Source organism: Rhizobium sp. BT-226 (genome assembly GCF_025847085.2).
Classification (GTDB): Bacteria; Pseudomonadota; Alphaproteobacteria; order Rhizobiales; family Rhizobiaceae; genus Rhizobium; species Rhizobium sophorae.
Genome location: NZ_JAOYTI010000002.1, coordinates 649162 through 667214, shown reverse-complemented (window position 1 = coordinate 667214; position 18053 = coordinate 649162). Strand labels below are relative to the sequence as shown.

The 18053-nt window shown below is 58.4% G+C and carries 22 protein-coding genes and 1 pseudogene; 14 read left to right on the top strand and 9 right to left on the bottom strand.

From position 1 onward, the window contains the following. Positions 1-53: 53 nt before the first annotated feature. The 4 genes and pseudogenes from OIU37_RS13520 to OIU37_RS13505 form a co-directional block, all read left to right on the top strand. Complete coding sequence (locus OIU37_RS13520; RefSeq protein ID WP_264257722.1) at positions 54-614, top strand: hypothetical protein; 561 nt, start codon at positions 54-56, stop codon at positions 612-614. 48 nt (positions 615-662) lie between these two features. Next, positions 663-1661 (top strand): HAD family phosphatase, encoded by a 999-nt coding sequence (locus OIU37_RS13515; RefSeq protein WP_264257721.1) that lies wholly within the window; start codon positions 663-665, stop codon positions 1659-1661. A 116-nt stretch (positions 1662-1777) separates the two neighbouring features. Next, positions 1778-2698, top strand: coding sequence for a formylglycine-generating enzyme family protein (locus OIU37_RS13510; RefSeq protein WP_264258482.1), 921 nt, complete (start codon positions 1778-1780; stop codon positions 2696-2698). Between the two features lie 13 nt (positions 2699-2711). Beyond that, a pseudogene (locus tag OIU37_RS13505) lies at positions 2712-2843 on the top strand (dihydrofolate reductase); the annotation flags it as partial. Positions 2844-3188: 345 nt separating this feature from the next. Here OIU37_RS13505 and OIU37_RS13500 read toward each other — a convergent pair. Beyond that, positions 3189-3545 (bottom strand): antibiotic biosynthesis monooxygenase, encoded by a 357-nt coding sequence (locus tag OIU37_RS13500; RefSeq protein WP_264257720.1) that lies wholly within the window; start codon positions 3543-3545, stop codon positions 3189-3191. A gap of 126 nt (positions 3546-3671) precedes the next feature. Between OIU37_RS13500 and OIU37_RS13495 the strand changes: the two genes are divergently transcribed. Continuing rightward, positions 3672-4559 carry a LysR family transcriptional regulator gene (locus tag OIU37_RS13495; RefSeq protein WP_264257719.1) on the top strand — a complete coding sequence of 296 codons (888 nt, stop codon included), beginning with the start codon at positions 3672-3674 and terminating at the stop codon, positions 4557-4559. A gap of 98 nt (positions 4560-4657) precedes the next feature. Then, the gene (locus OIU37_RS13490; RefSeq protein ID WP_372353361.1) at positions 4658-5224 is read left to right on the top strand and encodes a GNAT family N-acetyltransferase; all 567 of its coding nucleotides are present in this window, start codon (positions 4658-4660) and stop codon (positions 5222-5224) included. Positions 5225-5423: 199 nt separating this feature from the next. Here the strand turns inward: OIU37_RS13490 and OIU37_RS13485 are convergent, their stop codons facing one another. The 5 genes from OIU37_RS13485 to OIU37_RS13465 all read right to left on the bottom strand — a co-directional run bounded on the left by OIU37_RS13485 (position 5424) and on the right by OIU37_RS13465 (position 9022). Continuing rightward, positions 5424-5816, bottom strand: a complete 393-nt coding sequence (locus tag OIU37_RS13485; protein ID WP_264257718.1) for a pentapeptide repeat-containing protein — start codon at positions 5814-5816, stop codon at positions 5424-5426. A gap of 9 nt (positions 5817-5825) precedes the next feature. Beyond that, complete coding sequence (locus OIU37_RS13480; RefSeq protein WP_240602181.1) at positions 5826-6356, bottom strand: hypothetical protein; 531 nt, start codon at positions 6354-6356, stop codon at positions 5826-5828. A gap of 152 nt (positions 6357-6508) precedes the next feature. Continuing rightward, the gene (locus OIU37_RS13475; RefSeq protein WP_264257717.1) at positions 6509-7375 is read right to left on the bottom strand and encodes a protein-L-isoaspartate O-methyltransferase; all 867 of its coding nucleotides are present in this window, start codon (positions 7373-7375) and stop codon (positions 6509-6511) included. 137 nt (positions 7376-7512) lie between these two features. Further along, on the bottom strand, positions 7513-7965 hold the full coding sequence (gene aac(6'), locus OIU37_RS13470) for an aminoglycoside 6'-N-acetyltransferase (protein ID WP_264257716.1): 453 nt from the start codon (positions 7963-7965) through the stop codon (positions 7513-7515). Positions 7966-8041: 76 nt separating this feature from the next. Continuing rightward, positions 8042-9022: an alpha/beta fold hydrolase gene (locus OIU37_RS13465; RefSeq protein ID WP_264257715.1), complete on the bottom strand. Its 981-nt coding sequence runs from the start codon at positions 9020-9022 to the stop codon at positions 8042-8044. 149 nt (positions 9023-9171) lie between these two features. Here OIU37_RS13465 and OIU37_RS13460 point away from each other — a divergent pair, with 149 nt between their 5' ends. The 5 genes from OIU37_RS13460 to OIU37_RS13440 all read left to right on the top strand — a co-directional run bounded on the left by OIU37_RS13460 (position 9172) and on the right by OIU37_RS13440 (position 11951). Next, complete coding sequence (locus OIU37_RS13460; protein WP_264257714.1) at positions 9172-9498, top strand: PadR family transcriptional regulator; 327 nt, start codon at positions 9172-9174, stop codon at positions 9496-9498. Then, positions 9495-10067 (top strand): DUF1700 domain-containing protein, encoded by a 573-nt coding sequence (locus tag OIU37_RS13455; protein ID WP_264257713.1) that lies wholly within the window; start codon positions 9495-9497, stop codon positions 10065-10067. The genes OIU37_RS13460 and OIU37_RS13455 overlap by 4 nt, the downstream gene beginning before the upstream one ends. A gap of 33 nt (positions 10068-10100) precedes the next feature. Beyond that, entirely contained in the window at positions 10101-10805 is a 705-nt protein-coding gene (locus tag OIU37_RS13450) for a DUF2807 domain-containing protein (protein WP_264257712.1), read from the top strand. Between the two features lie 503 nt (positions 10806-11308). Continuing rightward, on the top strand, positions 11309-11527 hold the full coding sequence (locus OIU37_RS13445; RefSeq protein WP_180693535.1) for a hypothetical protein: 219 nt from the start codon (positions 11309-11311) through the stop codon (positions 11525-11527). A 166-nt stretch (positions 11528-11693) separates the two neighbouring features. Beyond that, entirely contained in the window at positions 11694-11951 is a 258-nt protein-coding gene (locus OIU37_RS13440; RefSeq protein ID WP_129418285.1) for a GlsB/YeaQ/YmgE family stress response membrane protein, read from the top strand. A 289-nt stretch (positions 11952-12240) separates the two neighbouring features. Here the strand turns inward: OIU37_RS13440 and OIU37_RS13435 are convergent, their stop codons facing one another. After that, entirely contained in the window at positions 12241-13110 is an 870-nt protein-coding gene (locus OIU37_RS13435) for a LysR family transcriptional regulator (protein WP_171601293.1), read from the bottom strand. 188 nt (positions 13111-13298) lie between these two features. Between OIU37_RS13435 and OIU37_RS13430 the strand changes: the two genes are divergently transcribed. Next, positions 13299-15107: an amidohydrolase gene (locus OIU37_RS13430; protein WP_319004745.1), complete on the top strand. Its 1809-nt coding sequence runs from the start codon at positions 13299-13301 to the stop codon at positions 15105-15107. A gap of 196 nt (positions 15108-15303) precedes the next feature. On the opposite strand, the gene OIU37_RS13425 is transcribed toward OIU37_RS13430, so the two are convergent. After that, positions 15304-15648, bottom strand: coding sequence for a helix-turn-helix transcriptional regulator (locus OIU37_RS13425; protein WP_264257710.1), 345 nt, complete (start codon positions 15646-15648; stop codon positions 15304-15306). 106 nt (positions 15649-15754) lie between these two features. On the opposite strand from OIU37_RS13425, the gene OIU37_RS13420 reads away from it, so the two are divergent. Continuing rightward, positions 15755-16501, top strand: coding sequence for a glucose 1-dehydrogenase (locus OIU37_RS13420; RefSeq protein ID WP_264257709.1), 747 nt, complete (start codon positions 15755-15757; stop codon positions 16499-16501). A 208-nt stretch (positions 16502-16709) separates the two neighbouring features. Next, positions 16710-17168: a glutathione S-transferase family protein gene (locus OIU37_RS13415; protein ID WP_264257708.1), complete on the top strand. Its 459-nt coding sequence runs from the start codon at positions 16710-16712 to the stop codon at positions 17166-17168. On the opposite strand, the gene OIU37_RS13410 is transcribed toward OIU37_RS13415, so the two are convergent. Continuing rightward, complete coding sequence (locus OIU37_RS13410) at positions 17125-18042, bottom strand: AraC family transcriptional regulator (RefSeq protein ID WP_264257707.1); 918 nt, start codon at positions 18040-18042, stop codon at positions 17125-17127. The two genes, OIU37_RS13415 and OIU37_RS13410, sit on opposite strands and share 44 nt — an antisense overlap. Between the last annotated feature and the right edge of the window lie 11 nt (positions 18043-18053).

Here is an 18053-nt window from a genome sequence, read left to right as displayed (position 1 = left end):
GTCGCGCCAGCCAAGCAGCTGGCGCGATCTTCAGAGCGAATAGAGGCAGAGCAATGACGGTAGAGAAAACCCGCTCGACTGCGACAATTGCCCAGCGAGCAAAGCGCGAGCTTCAGGAATACGCCCTTTTGTCCGCATATTTGTACGTCTGCTTCGGCGCGCTCGTTCTATACAAGATGGCAATTCTTGGCAGCCAGGGCGTGCATTTCTCGGCATTCGGCATCCCCGTCGTCAAGGCGCTGATCCTGGGGAAGTTCATCCTTCTCGGCCACGCAGTCAAATTGGGGGAACGATACGGGAGGCTGCCTCTCGTTTCCGTCATAGCCTACAAGGCCGCGCTCTATCTTCTGCTGCTCATCGTCCTTTCCATCGCCGAGGAAGCGATCGTCGGGCTCAGCAAAGGCAGAACGATCGCGGAAACCCTCGCGGAAATTGGAGGCGACAAGCTGCCCGGGATGCTGGCGACGAGCCTGATCATGCTGCTGATACTCATCCCCTACCTGGCCTCGAGGGAATTTGCCGTCGCACTTGGTGAAGGGCGGCTTTGGGGTCTGCTTTTCGAATATCGCGACGGCGTTGATCACGAGAGGTCGACACGTGTCGCGAAAGAGTGACGCTGCCCGTGGCATGCCGGCAGACGATAACCGAAGGGAGACCAAGCCATGACCTCTTTCATTCGCGTCGTAAAGAACCTGTTGCCTGTCATTCTGCTGGTGGTGGTGGCTTCATCCGCGCAGGGCGCAGATGCGCTTCCCTCCTGGAGTGAAGGCAAGACCAAGCAATCCATCGTCGCGTTCGTCGAGCGCGTGACCGCCGAAGGCTCGGCGGATTTCGTACCCGTGCCGGAGCGCATCGCCGTCTTTGACAACGATGGCACGCTCTGGGCCGAGCAACCGATGTACTTTCAGCTTCTGTTCGCACTGGATCGAGTGAAGGTGCTCGCCCCCCAACATCCGGAATGGACGTCAAAGGAGCCGTTTGCCTCGCTCCTAAAGGGCGATCTGAAGGGGGCGCTCGCGGGCGGCGAACCGGCAATCATGCAGATTGTCATGACCACGCATTCGGGCATGACCACCGCGGAGTTTGACCAGATCGTCCGCGACTGGATTGCCACCGCCAAGCATTCGAAAACCGGGCAGCTCTATACGAAGATGATCTACCAGCCGATGCTGGAGTTGCTGGCCTATCTGAGAGCCAACGGTTTCAAGACGTTCATTGCTTCCGGAGGCGGCGTCGATTTCATGCGCGTCTTCAGCGAGGAAGTTTATGGCATTCCGCCCGAGCAGGTGATCGGCAGCAGCGGCAAGACCAATTTCGAAATGCGAGGCGGAACGCCGCTGCTGATGCGATTGGCAGAAATCAACTTCATCGACGACAAGGCTGGCAAGCCTGTGGCCATCCACCAGCACATCGGCCGCAGACCGATAGCGGCGTTCGGAAACTCCGACGGGGACCTTCAGATGCTGCAATGGACGTGCAGCCCTCCCGGGCCGCGATTTTGCCTTTTCGTTCGTCACACCGACGCCGACCGGGAATGGGCTTATGACAGGGCCTCGTCGATCGGCCGGCTGGACAAGGGCCTCGACGAAGCCGGGAACATGAACTGGACGGTTGTCGATATGAAGACGGACTGGACCAAGGTGTTCGCGTTCGAACAGTGATCTCGAGGCACGACGCGAAGACGACATGGAACGAGGAATCCAAGGCCATGGCAAAGCTTGCCGATAATGAGGGAACGTTTGCAGGATCTTCGTCGACACCCTCCCTCGATCAAGTGATGGCGTGGATTCCCGGCGGCACATTCCTCATGGGGTCGGACAGGCACTATCCCGAAGAGGCACCGGCGCACAAGGTGGCAGTGACGAGCTTCTGGATGGACATCTGTCCGGTCACCAATCGCGACTTTGCGGCATTCGTCGAGGCGACCGGCTATGTCACGGTCGCCGAGCGCCCCGTCGATCCCGCAGACTATCCGGGTGCGAAACCCGACATGCTGGCTCCCTCCTCGGTGGTGTTCAGCAAGCCCAGGGCGCGTGTCGATCTCCGCAATCACTACAACTGGTGGGTCTACGTCCGCGGCGCGAACTGGCGGCATCCTTATGGGCCGGCAAGCTCGATCAAGCGCCTGCAGGATCATCCCGTCGTCCATGTCGCCTACGAGGATGCGAAAGCCTATGCCGCCTGGGCAAAAAAGGAACTGCCCACCGAGGCGGAATGGGAATTTGCGGCGCGCGGCGGGCTCGAAGCGGCGGACTATGTCTGGGGTGATGAACTGGCGCCTGGGGGCAGACAGATGGCCAACACCTGGCAAGGTGAATTCCCCTGGAAGAATCTCCGCGAAGACGGCTACGAGAGAACCTCGCCCGTCACCGCCTTTCCGGCGAACGGCTACGGCCTTTACGACATGGCCGGAAATGTCTGGGAGTGGACCTCTGATTGGTATCAGGAACATGGCAAGATCGACAGCCCATGCTGCACGATCTCCAATCCGATCGGGGGCGATCAAACGGACAGCTTCGATCCGCTTCAGCCGCACATTAAAATCCCGCGAAAGGTCATGAAAGGCGGCTCGCATCTCTGCGCCCCGAACTATTGCCGGCGCTACCGCCCGGCGGCCCGGATGGCACAGCCCGTCGACACTTCGACGTGCCACGTGGGGTTCCGCTGCATCTCGCGCGATGCGACAAGAGATGCTTGAGAGCTAGGAAGACGCGATTCGGAAGTTGAAGGCCGAGCGCGACGGGAGATCGAAGTTGCCGGCCCGGATCTGGGGCAAAGCCTCACCGAACTTGGCTTGATCGGATGAGTATCAAATCTACCTGCACCCCGTCGTGCCTGGGCATCCCCCATAAAGGAGTTTTCAACTCGGAATGACGCTACGGCGCTCCGTTACGGGACTGACCGGCGATGCTAGAGCCTTTCCGGGTTAGATTGCAGCATTCTGCCGGAGCAGGTTTTCGTCAGGGCAGAGGCGATTGGCGACGGGCATACCTCTTGGTACGTCCGAGCCGATCGCCTTTGATCCTGGCGGAAAGATGCCCGGCCCTTCGGGTTGGCTGAAACGGGCCGGCTGATCGACCGGCCGGCTTGGCCGTAGAGCCGGGCTACGACGCGCGCCGGCCGGTCGACCATCCGACTCCGTTGGAGCCAACAGGATGCTGCAATCTAACCCGGAAAGGCTCTATCGGTCACACCGCCGCTGCACGTCTCGGCAGAACAAGATCGCCGACCGTGTAGGTATGGAACTCGCTTTTAGAGACCGCATCGAGCCTCCGGAACTTCTCGACGAAGACCGGGTCGGAGAAGAATTCGTCGACGTTGCCGGCGCCCTGGATCGCCTCGATGTTGACGACCGTCTGGCCGTCGGTGCTCTTTGCCAGACTGCTCCACAGAAAGCCTTCTTTCCGGTCGGCGACGTAGTGCACGACATCCTGGATGATGTCGAAGGCTTCCTCCTGCTTTCCCGGATGGGCGTGGATGACGTTGACGATAAAGGTCGTTGGCGCGGGCGCGCTCGCAAAGGCGGCAATGAGGTTCGTTTCCATGTGTGTCTCCATCTGAAGCTCGGGCCATTGCGGCCGCGGCGACATCTGGATATTGCGATCGAGATAGCGGATAAATGGGCGCCTATTCGCAACACATCGGATAAAAATTCCGCAATAGGATAGTCATTGGACAAGCTCGGCACGCTCGGCATCTTCATTCAGGTGGCAGAAGTTGGAAGCTTCGTGGCAGCCGGCCACCGCCTCGGCCTCTCCGGCTCGGCTGTCGGCAAGGCGATCGCCCGGCTCGAAGACGAGCTGCGCGTCCGGTTGTTCAATCGCTCGACCCGCAGCATGGCCCTGACGGAAGAAGGCAGGTTCTTTCTCGAAGCGTGCTGGCGCATTCAATCGGAATACGAGTCCGCCCAGTCGCGGTTGTCGAACGCGCAGCTCATTCCCAGCGGGCAGCTGCGTGTGAGCCTTCCGCTGGCCGGCATGCTCCTGATGCCGACCATCTCCGCCTTCATGCAAACCTATCCGGACATCAATCTCGACTTGGACTTTTCCGATCGCCTGGTCGACGTCATCGAAGAAGGGTTTGACGCCGTCATCCGCACCGGCGAGATGAGGGACACCCGGCTGATGAGCCGAAAGCTCGGTACGTTCAGGCACAGGATCGTTGCCGCACCGGAATACCTGATGGCCCATGGCCACCCGCAAGTGCCGGAAGACCTTCTGGAGCATCGTTGCCTTCACCATCGTTTCGCCAACTCCGGCAAGCTCGAGCCCTGGCCGCTGGCCCGCAAAGGAGATGAGGTCAAACTCGACCTGCCTGTGACGACGGTCGCGAGCACCCTGGAGCCGCTGATCTACCTTGCGGAGCGATCCTTCGGGATCACCTGTCTTCCGGCATTTGCCGTGGCCTCCGAGGTCGCAGAGGGCAAACTGGTTTCGCTGCTGGACGATTATCTGGCCGATACCGGAACGTTTCGGATCCTTTGGCCGACAAACAGATATCTTTCTCCCAAGGTTCGGGTGTTCGTCGACTATATGGCCACTAACCTCTTCGCTGAATGATGGTTTTGAGCGCTGGGCGAAGTGTTGTCTGCCTTCGCGTGCGACGGCTTTGCGCCGGAGACCTGCCGTTGCTATGGTCGCAATGGCTTTTAAAGTAGGTGCGGCGGATCAAGCGGGAACCCAAAGTGATTGAGACGACGCGCCTGAAATTGCACCATTTCGCCGACCATCACCGGTCACCATTTGCCGAGATGCACGCCGACCCAGAGGTCATGGCGGACCTCGGCGGCCCAATCGACAATGTCGAGAGCGACCTCAAATTAGCCCGCTACCTCGCCGCACAAGCCGAACATGGTGTCGCGCGATGGGCTGTGGAAGACGTGAATGGCAATTTCGTAGGCTATTGCGGGGTGATGCCGCGGATGGACCCAAAACATCCGCTGGATTCCCATTACGAAGTGGGTTGGCGATTCCGACGAGAGGCCTGGGGAAATGGCTACGCTTTCGAGAGTGCCAGAGCAGCCCTCTCTCACGCAATCCATGATGTCGGGCTAGACCAAATCGTCTCATACACCAGTGGTGACAACCTCCGCTCCCAAAGCGTAATGCGGAAGCTCGGACTTGTCCGCGATTCATCGCGAGATTTCACGATACGAACGTCAACCTCTCGACCTTGGCAGGGATTAGTATGGTTGGTACCGGTCGGGTCTTGGCCACGTCCTTGATGCCTTGTCTAGGTGAAGCGTATCGCCATGCTCGCTACTCGCTCTTCGAAGCGAGAGGAGGCAAGCGGCACCGGCTCGATCGGTGGTCGTCGGGTTGCCTTCGCCATTGAATGATAATGGGGCGATGGGTCTGCTTCCGGCCAGAAAATCCCTGGAAAATCAGCGCTTCCGGTGTCGCGGAACTAGGATATTTGCGACGTCATGCATTATCTCGGGATTTCGCCTGTTCATAGGCCATGAATAGATCGGTTACGAGAACGCCGTTGATCCGCATCCCAGTCAAATTGGCATCTTTGATGTCCGAATCTGCCAAGGTGACGCCGCTTATGGTGAGTCGCGATAGGTTTGCATTGGTAATGGCGGCTCCAGACAGATTGACGTTATTAAAGCGCGCGTCTGCAAGGGTGATATCGTCAAAAACCGCTTCGCTTAAATTGGTGTCAGTGAATCTTGCCTTGGTCAAAACAGCGTAAAACCGTGCGTCTGCGAGGTTTACGCCATCGAAATTAGCGCCTGACATATCGGCGCGCTCGTAATGCGCTCCCTGCATCTGAGGGCCATCAAATTGGTTGTGTTCTTGGTCATCGCTCATTGTTGTACCTCACAGCCCGAAAAAGGTTACCAGGCCCCTGCTTTGTTCGGCGTTGAACATTAGTGACACGTCTACGTATTCATATGGTCCTGCGCCTTGATCTGTTGAGTACTCATAGATCACGGAAACGGGAAATGGCGTCCCGACTTTGAGTCCCCATCCATATTGGTGGCTGCTGTCAGCCAACTCAATCGGTGGCTTATAGGGCCAACCTACAGCCAAACGCTTGGCATCCGCAGGATCGATGTCGAAAGAGCATGTGGTAATGGTGTCCTGCGACAGCAGGGAACTGCATTCGCTATTGCGCAATGAGCTGGGGAGTTCAGACACGTTGAGCAAAGCGGCAGTGATTCTGCTAGGTCGAGAGAGGTATGCGGGGACACCGATTCCGGCCACCAAGACCGTAGTCGCGATAACGCCAAACACCCGCCGAGCCTTCACCAGACCTATATCCCTTCGGCCGACCAAAGGCCAAGTACTATCTTCACAGACTACTTTGACCTTTGCAACCAGCCCGGAGCGTCCACGAATAGCGCTCATATCCAGCCCCTTTCGGATCCCCCCTGCGACTCAGATAAGGTGCAATCCAGCTTGAAAATCCGCGATTCATACGGCCAGTAGCTGCACTACATCTTGGGCTGCCGGAGCTAACGGGATAAGCCGTTTACGCGACGGTGATGCCGATCCGTTGCCTAAGCATAGGCTAGGCACCAGCCGGGAGCGCGAACCCAACATCGCTCGGCCGGCAACTCATCATTGCGGTACAGCCGCGTCACCCGCTTGTGCTCCCCGCTCTCGAACGCCGCTGCAAGCGCTTTTTCCGATTCCGCGTCGCGCATCCCTTCACAGGGGAAGATGGCCACCGGCGAAATCCATTGCGCGTGAAAGTCATCACCGCTGCGCGTCACCAGGAACACCGCCCCGCGAAGGTGCATGTTGCTCCAATTGCTGCTGGTAAATCCAAGATCGGTCGTAAGCGGTAGAATCAGCCTTCCGCCATCATTGAGCCGGTCCAACCAGATATTCGCGGGCCGGGTCGCGCCGGCGTTCACATAGATCACATCGGCTGCATCGAAAGCCACGGAACTGCCATCGCCCGGGACTACGGAAACATTCCGATAGGCAGCGAGATTTGCTTTTGCCCGCGCAGCAAGCTCCGGCTCGAACTCGATCGCCGTCACCCTGCCGGATGCGGCAACGAGTTTCGCCATGATCGCAGAATAGTAGCCGGCACCGGCGCCAACATGCACGATATGCTCGCCTGCTCGCGGCGCAGCCTGCGAAAGCAGGAAGGCATGAAGCGACGGTTGTCCGTTGTTGATGTGGCGCTCAGGGACGATACCAACAACGTCATCCGTATAGAGGTAGACCGGGTCGGCGGCCGGGGTCGGAACATAGGCTTTTCGCATCCGGAAGATCGGCCACGGACCGGGACCAAGGAAATCTTCTCGCGGCACGTCGGCAAAAGCTGTTTCAACACGCTCATCGACAACTCTCACAGCCGCCGTGATCTGCTTCGCATAAGCTCGACGCACGATCTTCAATTCGTCCGGTGTCATCAGCAGATCAACTCCGATGAATAGTTCCCTGTCGCAAAATTCCCGAAACCTGCGACACCTTTTGCGACTAAAATCTGTGACCTAACAAGTCTTGGGATTTGTGCGGCGAACCATCCTCGTGGAAGGGCAACACCGGCCTACAGCGGCTTTCGGAAGAACACGACGCGCTGTGTTTCCTCAAATCCTAACGCGGCATGGAGCGCATGGCTGGCTGAATTCTCGAGCCGCGCGTCAGAGCCAAACTCACTACACCCAAGCGACTTCCCCCAATCGGCAACGGCATTGCAAAGCAATCGTGCGATACCCTTTCGCCTGTCAACGGGCCGGACATAAATCCCTTCGAGGAAGAGAACGGGCGAGCTGCTGCATCCGTTCACATAATCATGTCGCAAAGTGGCCTCAGCAAACCCGACGGCTTCATTCGCAGCATTTCGAGCGATGAACGCGACGGCTTCTCCACTTTCTGAAAGAAACGCCCGGCCCAACTCAGCTCGATGATATTCGAGCGAGTGATGCGGCCACAGCGCAACGCGAAGCTCCGCCCACGGCTCAACATCTTTTATGGTCCCAATCTCGATAATCGATTCCATATTGTGGTTCTCTTTTGTCGCGAAATTCCCGGAAAGCCAGACGTGAACACCTAAGCCGTTCGTATCACAAGGCAGTTCACTCCCCTAGATTTCGCCGGAAGAACACGACCACTTCAGCATTGAACTCCCTGTGGAAAGCGGCACGGTCGAAGCCCGGAGCATCGATGCACACTTCCGAAGACAGTTGGGTTTTAGGGCACATCGTCAAAAACGACAGATGGACGGCGTTGGGGACGATTCGGAAGTCAGGCTTTTCCGGCAATACACGCGCAAGTGTCGCGACATTTTCCGGCGATGCGCCGCCACCCCCTCCCAGCTCCGATCCCCATAGCTGAAGCGGAATCGTGATGTCCCTCACGCTATCTGTCGTCTGAAAGACGATGCTGAGAGGGTCTGCGACCACCATCGCCCTGATGCGGGGATCATGCGTTAGCGTCTGGGGCAACGGAGGTTGTTGCGGAGGTCTGGTTTGATTGACCTGCGGGCAGCCGACTGCTTTCGGGTCGGCGCAACGCGGTGGCAACTTGCTGAAATCCGGATTGGCCCCAGCAAGAAGAAGACCAGTATAGCCGCCCTGAGAGAAGCCATAGAAGCCGATCCTTTGCGGGTCGATCTTGGCAGAATCCGGGAAGTCGGTAAGCATGAAATCAATGGTTCGCTTGATATCGACGGGCCGCCCGATCAGGGGGCTCAAGCCATTCGCGCGGCTCATGTCGGCATAGTTTGCATGCGGATGATTGATGGCGACCACGACAAAGCCGGAATCGGCCAAGGCCTCGGCCGTGTCATGATGGCCAAGATACCAGCCACCATAGCCGTGCGAAATAATCACAAGCGGCAACCCTTCTCCAGCAATCGGGCAATCCGGAACCGCTGGAATCGTGAGCGCTCTGATCTGCACTTCTTCAGGCGCTTTGATGCAAGGCGACCACATCGCCGCGTCGATTGCCGGACCATTCCGCCCGCCCGGGATGTGAAGGTATTTCAGGCCTGCCGCCTGCGTAGTCGACATAGTGAGACAAAAAGCGGCCGCGAGGGCCAAGCATATGCGTGTCATGGTGATTGCTCCGATCCGAGAGAATTATGCGGCGGCCCGGCCTTTCGCCGCGCGGCTCGTGTCGAAATCGAGAAGTTAGGCGAAGTTGGTTCGATACCTTGCAATAACAGGTAGCGTGTTATAAACAGTCTGTAAATATCGGAAATGACATGGTTGACTCGATCCAAATCCAATTGAGAAAAGGCGCGCTCGATCTGTGCGTCTTGGCCGTGCTGTCACGGGGTGAGAGCTATGGCTATGAAATCGCCAGCACCCTGGTCGCGGCTGTCGGCATGGGCGAAGGGACTATCTATCCCCTGATGCGCCGCATGCAGAATGATGGCCTTGTGGCCACCCGACTTGTCGAATCCAGCAGCGGGCCGCCCCGCAAATACTATCGGCTCACGCCACTCGGCCAGACCGTTTTCGAGGCGCATCGCAGCGACTGGCGCTCCTTTACGGCTGCCGTCGACAAACTTCTTGAGGATTTATCATGACCAAGGATGCCTTTCTGAACACGCTGCGGCGTGGGCTTCGCGGTCTTCCAGGCGAAGAGATCGAAGAAATCATGTCCGACTATTCGGCCCATTTTGCCGAATCCGAGAGCCGGGGACGCAGCGAGGCGGAGGTAGTCTCGGCACTCGGTGAGCCTGCCAGGATCGCGCGGGAACTGCGGGCCGACATCGGACTGAGGCGTTTCGAAACGCATTGGAGCCTCTCGAACCTCATCGCTGCGGTCATCGCATTGGCCGGACTGGTTATTGTCGATCTCCTTCTCCTGCTGCCGTTGTTGTTACTGGCAATTCTACTGGTGGTGGGGTTTGCGGCTGGACTGTTGGCGATTGGAGCAGCCGGATTGAATGTCATTGTCACGGCTTTGCTCCCTAACCCAGATGATACGCTGACGGCTCTGCTGGCCCGCCTTTGTATCGGCGCTGGACTTGTGAGCGGCTTCCTCGGAGGCGGCGCTTTGCTTCTAATGGGGCTGGGGGCCGGTATCCGCGTACTCGGCCAGTATGCGCGATTGCATTTTCGTCTGGTCCGGCCGGATCGGCTCGGCAACTGAGAATTTCAACCAAAGTTATCGAAGGGACGAGACATGACCCGCACACTGGCATTCATCGCGACAGGTGGACTGATCGGTGCTGCCGCCTTTCTGACGCTCGGAACCGTTCTTTCCGGATCTGGCTGGGCCAGCGCAGCATATCTATGGAACGGGGGATCGACGTGCGAGCCTGCGAGCGGCACGCAGCAGCAAATTGCGCTGCCTTTTATTGCGGGCGACAGGCTGGTGATAGACTTGCCGGGCTCCATACACTACCGACCGGGGGAAAAGGCAGAGGTTGTCGTCAGCGGAGACTCAGCACTGCTCAGCCACTTGCGCATCGAATCCGGCCGACTGGGCCTGGATTGCGCGCCTGGCTTGTCTGCGTCGCAGCTCGATGTCAAGCTATCGGGGCCAGCCATCACCAGATGGGATTTGCTCGGCAATAGCGACCTGACTCTGTCGCAGATCAACCAGCCGGAGCTTCAGGTGAACATCAAGGGGAGCGGGAATTCCTCCGCGACCGGAATTGCAGACGCAGTTAATCTCAGCATTTCCGGTTCTGGCGAAGCCCGGTTTGAAGGCCTGACTGCACAGTCGGCGACGGTGCAAATCCGTGGGAGCGGCGATGCAAAGGTGACCGCAAAGGTAGATGCGGATGTTTCGATTTCCGGGAGCGGCAATGTCGAGTTGTCGGGGCATCCGGCGATGCGGCGTGCAGAGATCAAGGGTAATGGCCGCATCGTGCAGGTGCCGTGAACAAGGACGTCATCCGGCTCGGCGGGTCAATGTCAGCAAATGGCGCAAATCCGCCACGCGCACAGCGGGAAATATGCCGAGCTGGACCGGGAATCCGCGGACGCTAGGGAATAGCCTTGGCATAGTCTCGGGCTCGAAATAAATGCCGGACTTGCATTTCGGCTCCAGCGGTGAAGGCGAGACACTGTCACGGACCCAAAGAGTCCAGGCCGGGCGGAACCTTTCCTGCGGCTGCCGGTTAATCCGCCGAGGTCGCGGCGTGCCAATCGGACGTGACGGAGATGGTGAACGCACCGGTTTTTCCGATTTCTCGGTGCGGGCAACGAAACGCCAGGCGAGCACCTTTACCCGTTCGCCGCGACCTCATCCCGCTGAACGACCTCATCCCGCTGAACAGGATCTCGCGATGATCGAGCCGCCGACCAGCACTTCTCTTGGAACGCAGAAGCCGCCGCCCGCCTGTCAACGGCGGTGGGAACTGTCAGGCAGAGGAGGAGAAGGTCATGAGCAAAAATAATTGGAAGGTCGGACTTCGCGCCAAGCTGGAGCATCTCGTCGACGACTGCGTTGTGGCCGGGGCCAGGCAGCAGGACGTCTTCGATGCGATCATCAAGGAGATCGGCATTCTGCGCGCAGCCCTTGAGCGCGATCCCGATCCCGCGGACGACGACGCTGCTGTGATAGAGGAGCCTGCGAACGATTGGCCCGCGGCCGACAAGTGACTGAATCAGATCGGGAGGGGCACGTGACCTCCTGCGGACGGGGCTTATGGAACCAACTGGCGCCGCGGAAGGTTATAGTCGTGTCGCTTGGCAATCGGTTTAGCCTAGATCTGCGAGCCGTGATAGCCGGCGCCGGCCGCTCAATAATTCACAATGGGGAATTGCCATGGAAAATGCAGGTATTGGCTGGATCGCCGCCATCATCATCGGCGGCATTGCCGGCTGGCTCGCCGAATTGCTCATGAAGAGCAACATGGGCGTGCTCATGAACATCATTCTCGGTATTGTCGGCGCCATCGTCGCCAACTTTATCCTGTCTCTCTTCGGCGTCGCCCTTGGCGGCTGGCTGGGTTATCTGATCGCGGGCTTCATCGGTGCCTGCATCCTGATAGCTATTGCGAGAATGGTCAGACGTACGGCCTGATGAAACAGAAGGCGGCCCCGCAAACCGGCCGCCTTCTTCACGTTTTCGGGTTGCGCTCACGCGTTGAGGCGCGGTAGTCCGATATCAAAAGCGCCCCGCGGATCGCGTCATGGCGACCAGAGCCGATTTCAGAACAGGCGATCGACACATCGCTCGGTCTCCCACGTCTTGAGGTGGAGAGCGGACAAAGATGGGCCAGTCCTACAATTTGAACGTAGACTGCTCCGTTGCAACAATTACCTTCTTGTCGGCAATCTGCATCGCAGCTTCCGTCATCTTCTGGCTGTGATTAACGAGTTCCAAATCGTTCGATAAGCATCTCAGTGAGGGTTCGCACTTTTCGAGAGGGATACTGGCCGGGCGGCCTCACGACGAAGATGCCGGCTGGCGGAATCGGATGACGCGTCATGATTGGCACCAGCGCACCCGAACAAATATGGTCCGCGACAAGCGGTTCTGGCAGATAGGCGACCCCGAGCCCATCCAGAGCGGCCGCTACGAGGGACAACGCGTTATCAGCTATGAAGCGTCCCTGGGGACGCACCGTGACAATCTCGTCGCCATCCATGAATTGCCACTTCTCGGCGTCCCGCATAACGATTTGGTGATTCACAATTTCGTCCGGTGTCTCGGGGGCGCCGTGAGCCTCGATGTAGGCAGGACTCGCAACCAGCTTGCCGAAGATCGGTCCGATACGTCTTGCGACGAGGTTCGAGTCCGGCAGATGCCCAAGCCGAATCGCGCAATCAAAACCCTCTCCCACGAGATCGACGAAGCGATCAGTATAGGAAGAAAGGATTTGCAGTTGCGGGTGTCGGCTAGCCATCTGGGAGAGGACGGGAGCAAAATAGGTCGGACCAAATGACAGGGGCGCGGCCACGCGCATGCGGCCTCGAAGCTCACCGGCGGGCAGGATCGTTTCGCGCACCACATCCAAGTCAGCAGAAACCCGTGCTGCGTAATCTCTGAATGTAAAACCTGCTTCCGTGAGCGCTATACCACGGGTCGTCCTTGCAAATAGCTGTGCGCCGAGTTCCGCCTCAAGCCTGGTGATCCGCCGGCTGACCATCGACTTGGAGATGCCCAGTCGCAGCGCTGCAGCCGATACTCCGCCCGCATCAGCAACTTCGACAAATATTCTCAGATCCTCAAGTTCCACAAAGCGTTCCTTATTTTGCAACACGGCTTTACACGACTGAGGACTACCAAGGCAAAGAGGAGAATGACAACTTCGCTGCGGCTGACTCTTCCGTAGGGCATCCTCGCGACCTGCCTCAGGAACCGCCAATATAGGGCCCCGGCTTGTGCATGACCGCAATTCATAAAGATCAGTCGAACGAGGGTAAAATGATCAGAAAAATATTCATCGCGTTTGTGACGAGTTTTTCTTTCTCTGCGGTTCAGGCACAAACGACGCAGGAGCAGCCCGGTGCTGATCTGATCATTTTCAACGCAAAGATCTTCACCGGCAACCATGCTCAGCCCGAAGCTTCAGCTTTGGCGATCAAGGAAGGCCGCATTTATTCCGTCGGCTCTGATGTGGATATTCTCGGTCTGAAAAAATCGGAGACCACCAGGGTGATTGATGCGCGCAGCCGGCGGCTCATCCCCGGCATCATCGATGCTCATACGCACGTCCTCAACGACATGGCTTACAACTACAATGTAAGATGGGATGGTGTGCCGACGTTGCGTCGCGCGTTGAACATGCTCAGCGAGCAGGCCGCACGCACGCCGGAGGGCCAATGGGTCAAGGTAATTGGAGGCTGGTCCCCCTACCAGTTTGAGGAGAACCGCTTTCCCACGCTGGGCGAACTGCACGAGGCCGTGCCCGATCGCCCCATAATCGTGCAATATGCCTACAACCGCGCCTTCTTGAACAAACAGGCGATGGAGGCACTTGGCGTGGGCACCGATCGGTTCCCAAAGTTGCCGGACACCGAATTCGAAAAGGACAGCCGCGGCAATCCGACCGGTGTGGTCCACGGATACACGTGGTTGTTTCTTGCTTTGGAGACCATGGTGCCGCAGCCCACATTCGACGAACAAGTGAGTTCGATAGTCTATAGCATTCACGGTCTGAACCGGGTCGGCGTGACCTCGATCATCGATAACGGCGGCAGGTGGCCATACCCGGAGGCCCAGGCGAGGGTAGACGTGCTTGCACGAGACAACCGCCTCAATGTGCGCATGCCCTTTGTGGACTTGCAACTCGGCGACGGCGGGCCGGTAAACATGGTGGATCTGGAACTCGAGGCGATCACGAAAACGGCGCCGATAAGTCCAGGACAAAACCTGCACCCCACCCTGGCACATGGCCATGAATATCGAGGGGCCGGGGAGGTTCTGAGCGGGGAGGTGCACGATCATGAGAACTTCGACCGGCCGGCGGTCATCATCGAGCCCGAGAAGATGCGACGCTTCGTCGAGCAGGATGTGATGAAGCTGGTCCAGAGGCGTATCCCGTTTCGCATGCACATCAGTTACAACGAGAACATCTCCCCCTTTCTTGACGCTCTGGAGAAAGTAGACGAAACGATCCCGCTCGATGGCCTGAAATGGAGTCTCGAGCACGCTGAGACCATCAATCCGGAGAACATCGATCGGGTGAAAAAGCTGGGTGGAGGAATTGCCCTGGATGCCAAAATGGCGCTGCACGGCGATGGTTTCATCAAAACCCATGGTCGCGAGAAGGCTCTGGAGACCCCGCGTCTGCGCAAGCTCGTGGATAGCGGCATGCCGCTGGCCATGACCACCGACGCCTTCCGGGCAGCTACGTTCAACCCGTGGGTCGGTATAAGTTGGATGGTATCTGGCAAGTCTGTGTCCGGATCCGAAATTCTTGCTAAGGACAATCGCCTATCCCGCGCCGAGGCGCTGAAACTGTTTACCAATGGTGCGGCGTGGTTCATGAATACAGAATCCGAAATGGGCGTAATCGCTCCCGGATACCTGGCGGACCTTGTTGTGCTCGACAGGGATTACTTCACCGTGTCGGAAGATCAGATCAATTCCATCTCTTCCGTGCTCACGATCATGGACGGAGAGGTCGTGTTTGGTGCGCAGGACTATAGCGCTCTATCGCCAAAACTGCCCGAGGTCCTTCCGGCTTGGTCACCCGTAAAATCCTTCGGCAGCTATCATGGGGAAAAATGAACCCAGCGGAAAGGTTCTCCCGCTTCCACGCCAAAGAGCCAGCTTCCGTCGTCTTTGGCTGTAATTAACGAGTCCTGACCTAGGCGAACCTCCGCCGGCAGTGGCCATTGGGGCTGTGCTGCTCTATCTCTTTGTTTTCACGCAATTCCGGACGGAAAACCGCTTCGCACTTTTCCTGGAATTCCTCTAGGGGCGATCAGTCCGTCTTCGGCTGCCCGGGAAGCTGGCCGTAAGCCGTCAGAATAGCCTTGATCAAGCCCGGGAAGCGTTCGTCCAGCTCGGTGCAGCGCGTTTGATTGCGCATCTCCACACCCTGGCGCTCGCTCAGGATCAGCCCAGATTCGCGCAGCACCTTGAAATGGTTGGACAGCGACGACTTTGGAATGATGCGGTCGCCGAGATCGGCAAGCGCAGAGCACGTCCCGCCACCGCCGGCGCCGGCAAGCTTTGCATAGATGGCAACGCGCTCCGGATCGGACAGCGCATAGAGGATCGCCTCGGGCTTGATGTCCTCCAGGGCTGGGTGAAAGAGCGGTCTCATGAATTTTATATAGCGCCCCTTGACATCGAGATCAACAGTTCCGAATTTCCGAACTACGGAACAGTGCCGCCAATCCCGGCGGCTGTCCGGATCGGAAGGAACAAGAATGGCCAAGCTCACAGGAAAGGTCGCTGTGGTAACGGGAGCCTCCAAAGGCATCGGCGCTGCGATTGCCAAGGCACTCGCGGCGGAAGGTGCGCAAGTGGTGGTCAATTACGCATCGAGCAAGGCGGGAGCCGACGCCGTGGTTGAGGCGATCAGCGCGGCCGGGGGCAAAGCCATCGCAGTGCAGGGCGACGTTTCCAAAGCCAGTGAGGCGCAGGGATTGGTCGATGCGGCGGTCAAGGAATTCGGCAAGCTCGACGTGCTGGTCAACAATTCCGGCGTCTATGAATTCGCGCCGATCGGTGAGGTGACCGAGGAGCAATATCGCCGCATCTTCGACGTCAATGTTCTCGGTGTTCTTCTGACCACCCAGGCAGCGGTCAAGCATCTCGGCGAGGGCGGCAGCATCATCAACATCTCCTCGGTGGTCACCAGTCTGGCGCCGCCGGATTCCGCCGTCTATACCGGGACAAAGGGAGCCGTCGAGGGCATCAACAGCGTGCTTGCCAAGGAACTCGGCCCGCGCAAGATCCGCGTCAACGCCATCCTGCCGGGGATGGTCGAAACCGAGGGCACGCACTCGGCCGGCGTTATCGGCTCGGATTTCGAACAGACCATCATCGCTCAGACGCCGCTCGGCCGCATCGGCCAGCCGAATGATATCGCCGGTGTCGCCGTCTTCCTCGCTTCCGACGATGCCCGCTGGCTGACCGGCGAGCGATTGGCTGCCAGCGGCGGTTTCCGTTAGAACAGGATGATGTGAGGCCGGGTCGGCCTCAAACCTGAATCCTGTTCTGAATTAAACTGCTAGAGCATGTTGCGCAAAAGTGTGCTGCGGTTTTGCGGCAACGACATGCGTAAAAACAAAGACCTAAAGCGCGAAGAGCGAATCTGAAAGTTCGCGACGCGCTTTAGAGCATGAAGTCGTCCGAAAACCGCTCACGCTTTTCGGCATCATGGCGGATGACAGGGACGCAATCCTGTTCGAAAGCATGGTGATCTGCGAATATCTCGAAGAGACGCAGGGCGGCGGCAAGCTCTACTCTGAGGACGCGCTGTCGCGCTTAACAGCGCGCGTGGATCGAATATGGTACGGCGACTCTAGCCGAAGCCTGGCAATTCCTAAACGCCAAGGATCGCACGACCGCAGACGCCAAGCCGGCAGCGTTGGCCAGGGGGCGAACTTCTCTGGATCGACGTTCAGCATGGTCGATGCGGTGTTCGCGCCTCTGTTCCGGTATTTCGACCTCATCAACCCGACCGTGACGCAGATGATATTTCAGGGTCTCCCACGCGTATCCCTATGGCGTGAGGCTTTGGCATTACGAGAGAGCGTCGTCGCGGCCGTGGGTCGGGACTACAGTCACCGTTTCAAGCAACATCTGGTCGAGCACCAAGCGATCTTGGCGGATTGAAGCCCCCCAAGCCTGCCTTCGCTCTCTCGGTATCTTGACCCGGCGGCGCTCCGAAGAGACGCTTGTACTCACGGCTGAATTGCGAGGCGCTTTCATAGCCGACCGCAAATCCCACCTCGGCTGCACTCACCTGGTTCGCGATCATGCGACGGCGGGCCTCGTGGAGCCGGATATATTTCTGATACTGAAGCGGGCTGACGGCGGCAACGGCTTTAAAGCGATCGTAAAACACGGATACGCTCATGCCGGCGAGCGCAGCGACCGCCTTGAAGTTGAGGCGCTCGGTGTAGTGATCGCGGATCCAAGCCATGGCCTTTCGGATGTGCATCAGGCGCGAGTCAGATCCGGCAATCTGACGGAGCAGGCCGCCGTGCGGTCCCATCAGCAGCCGAAACATGAGCTCGTGCTCCAGAGACTGTGCCATGACCGGGATTTCGGTTGGGCGATCGAGCAGTTCCAGGAGTCTTCCCCAAGCGCCCAGAAGCGACGCGCTCGCGGTGCTGACGCCATATCCCGATTCAATCGGCAGCTCTGGTATCGCTGCCATTTCAAGTACGAGATCCGACAGCAGGGCTGGGTCCAAAAACAGACCGACTGCGAGAAACGGTTGATCCTCAGACGCCTCACAGATCTGACCCAACGCAGCGATCTCAGCCGCGACGATCATGCTTTGGCCAGGGCCGTACTCAAACATCTTGTCGCCGATAAACATGCGCTGAGTTCCCTGGATCACCAGGGACGCCGCAGGATCGTAGATCAGCGGGTCGATCTCGGTTGTATGGTCGAGGGTGTAAGCGAACAGTCTCGGCAGTTGAGGACTCTGACGGCCCGCGTGGCGCACCGCCATGGCGCGAATTTTGTCGAGTTCGCTCATCATGGCAACTT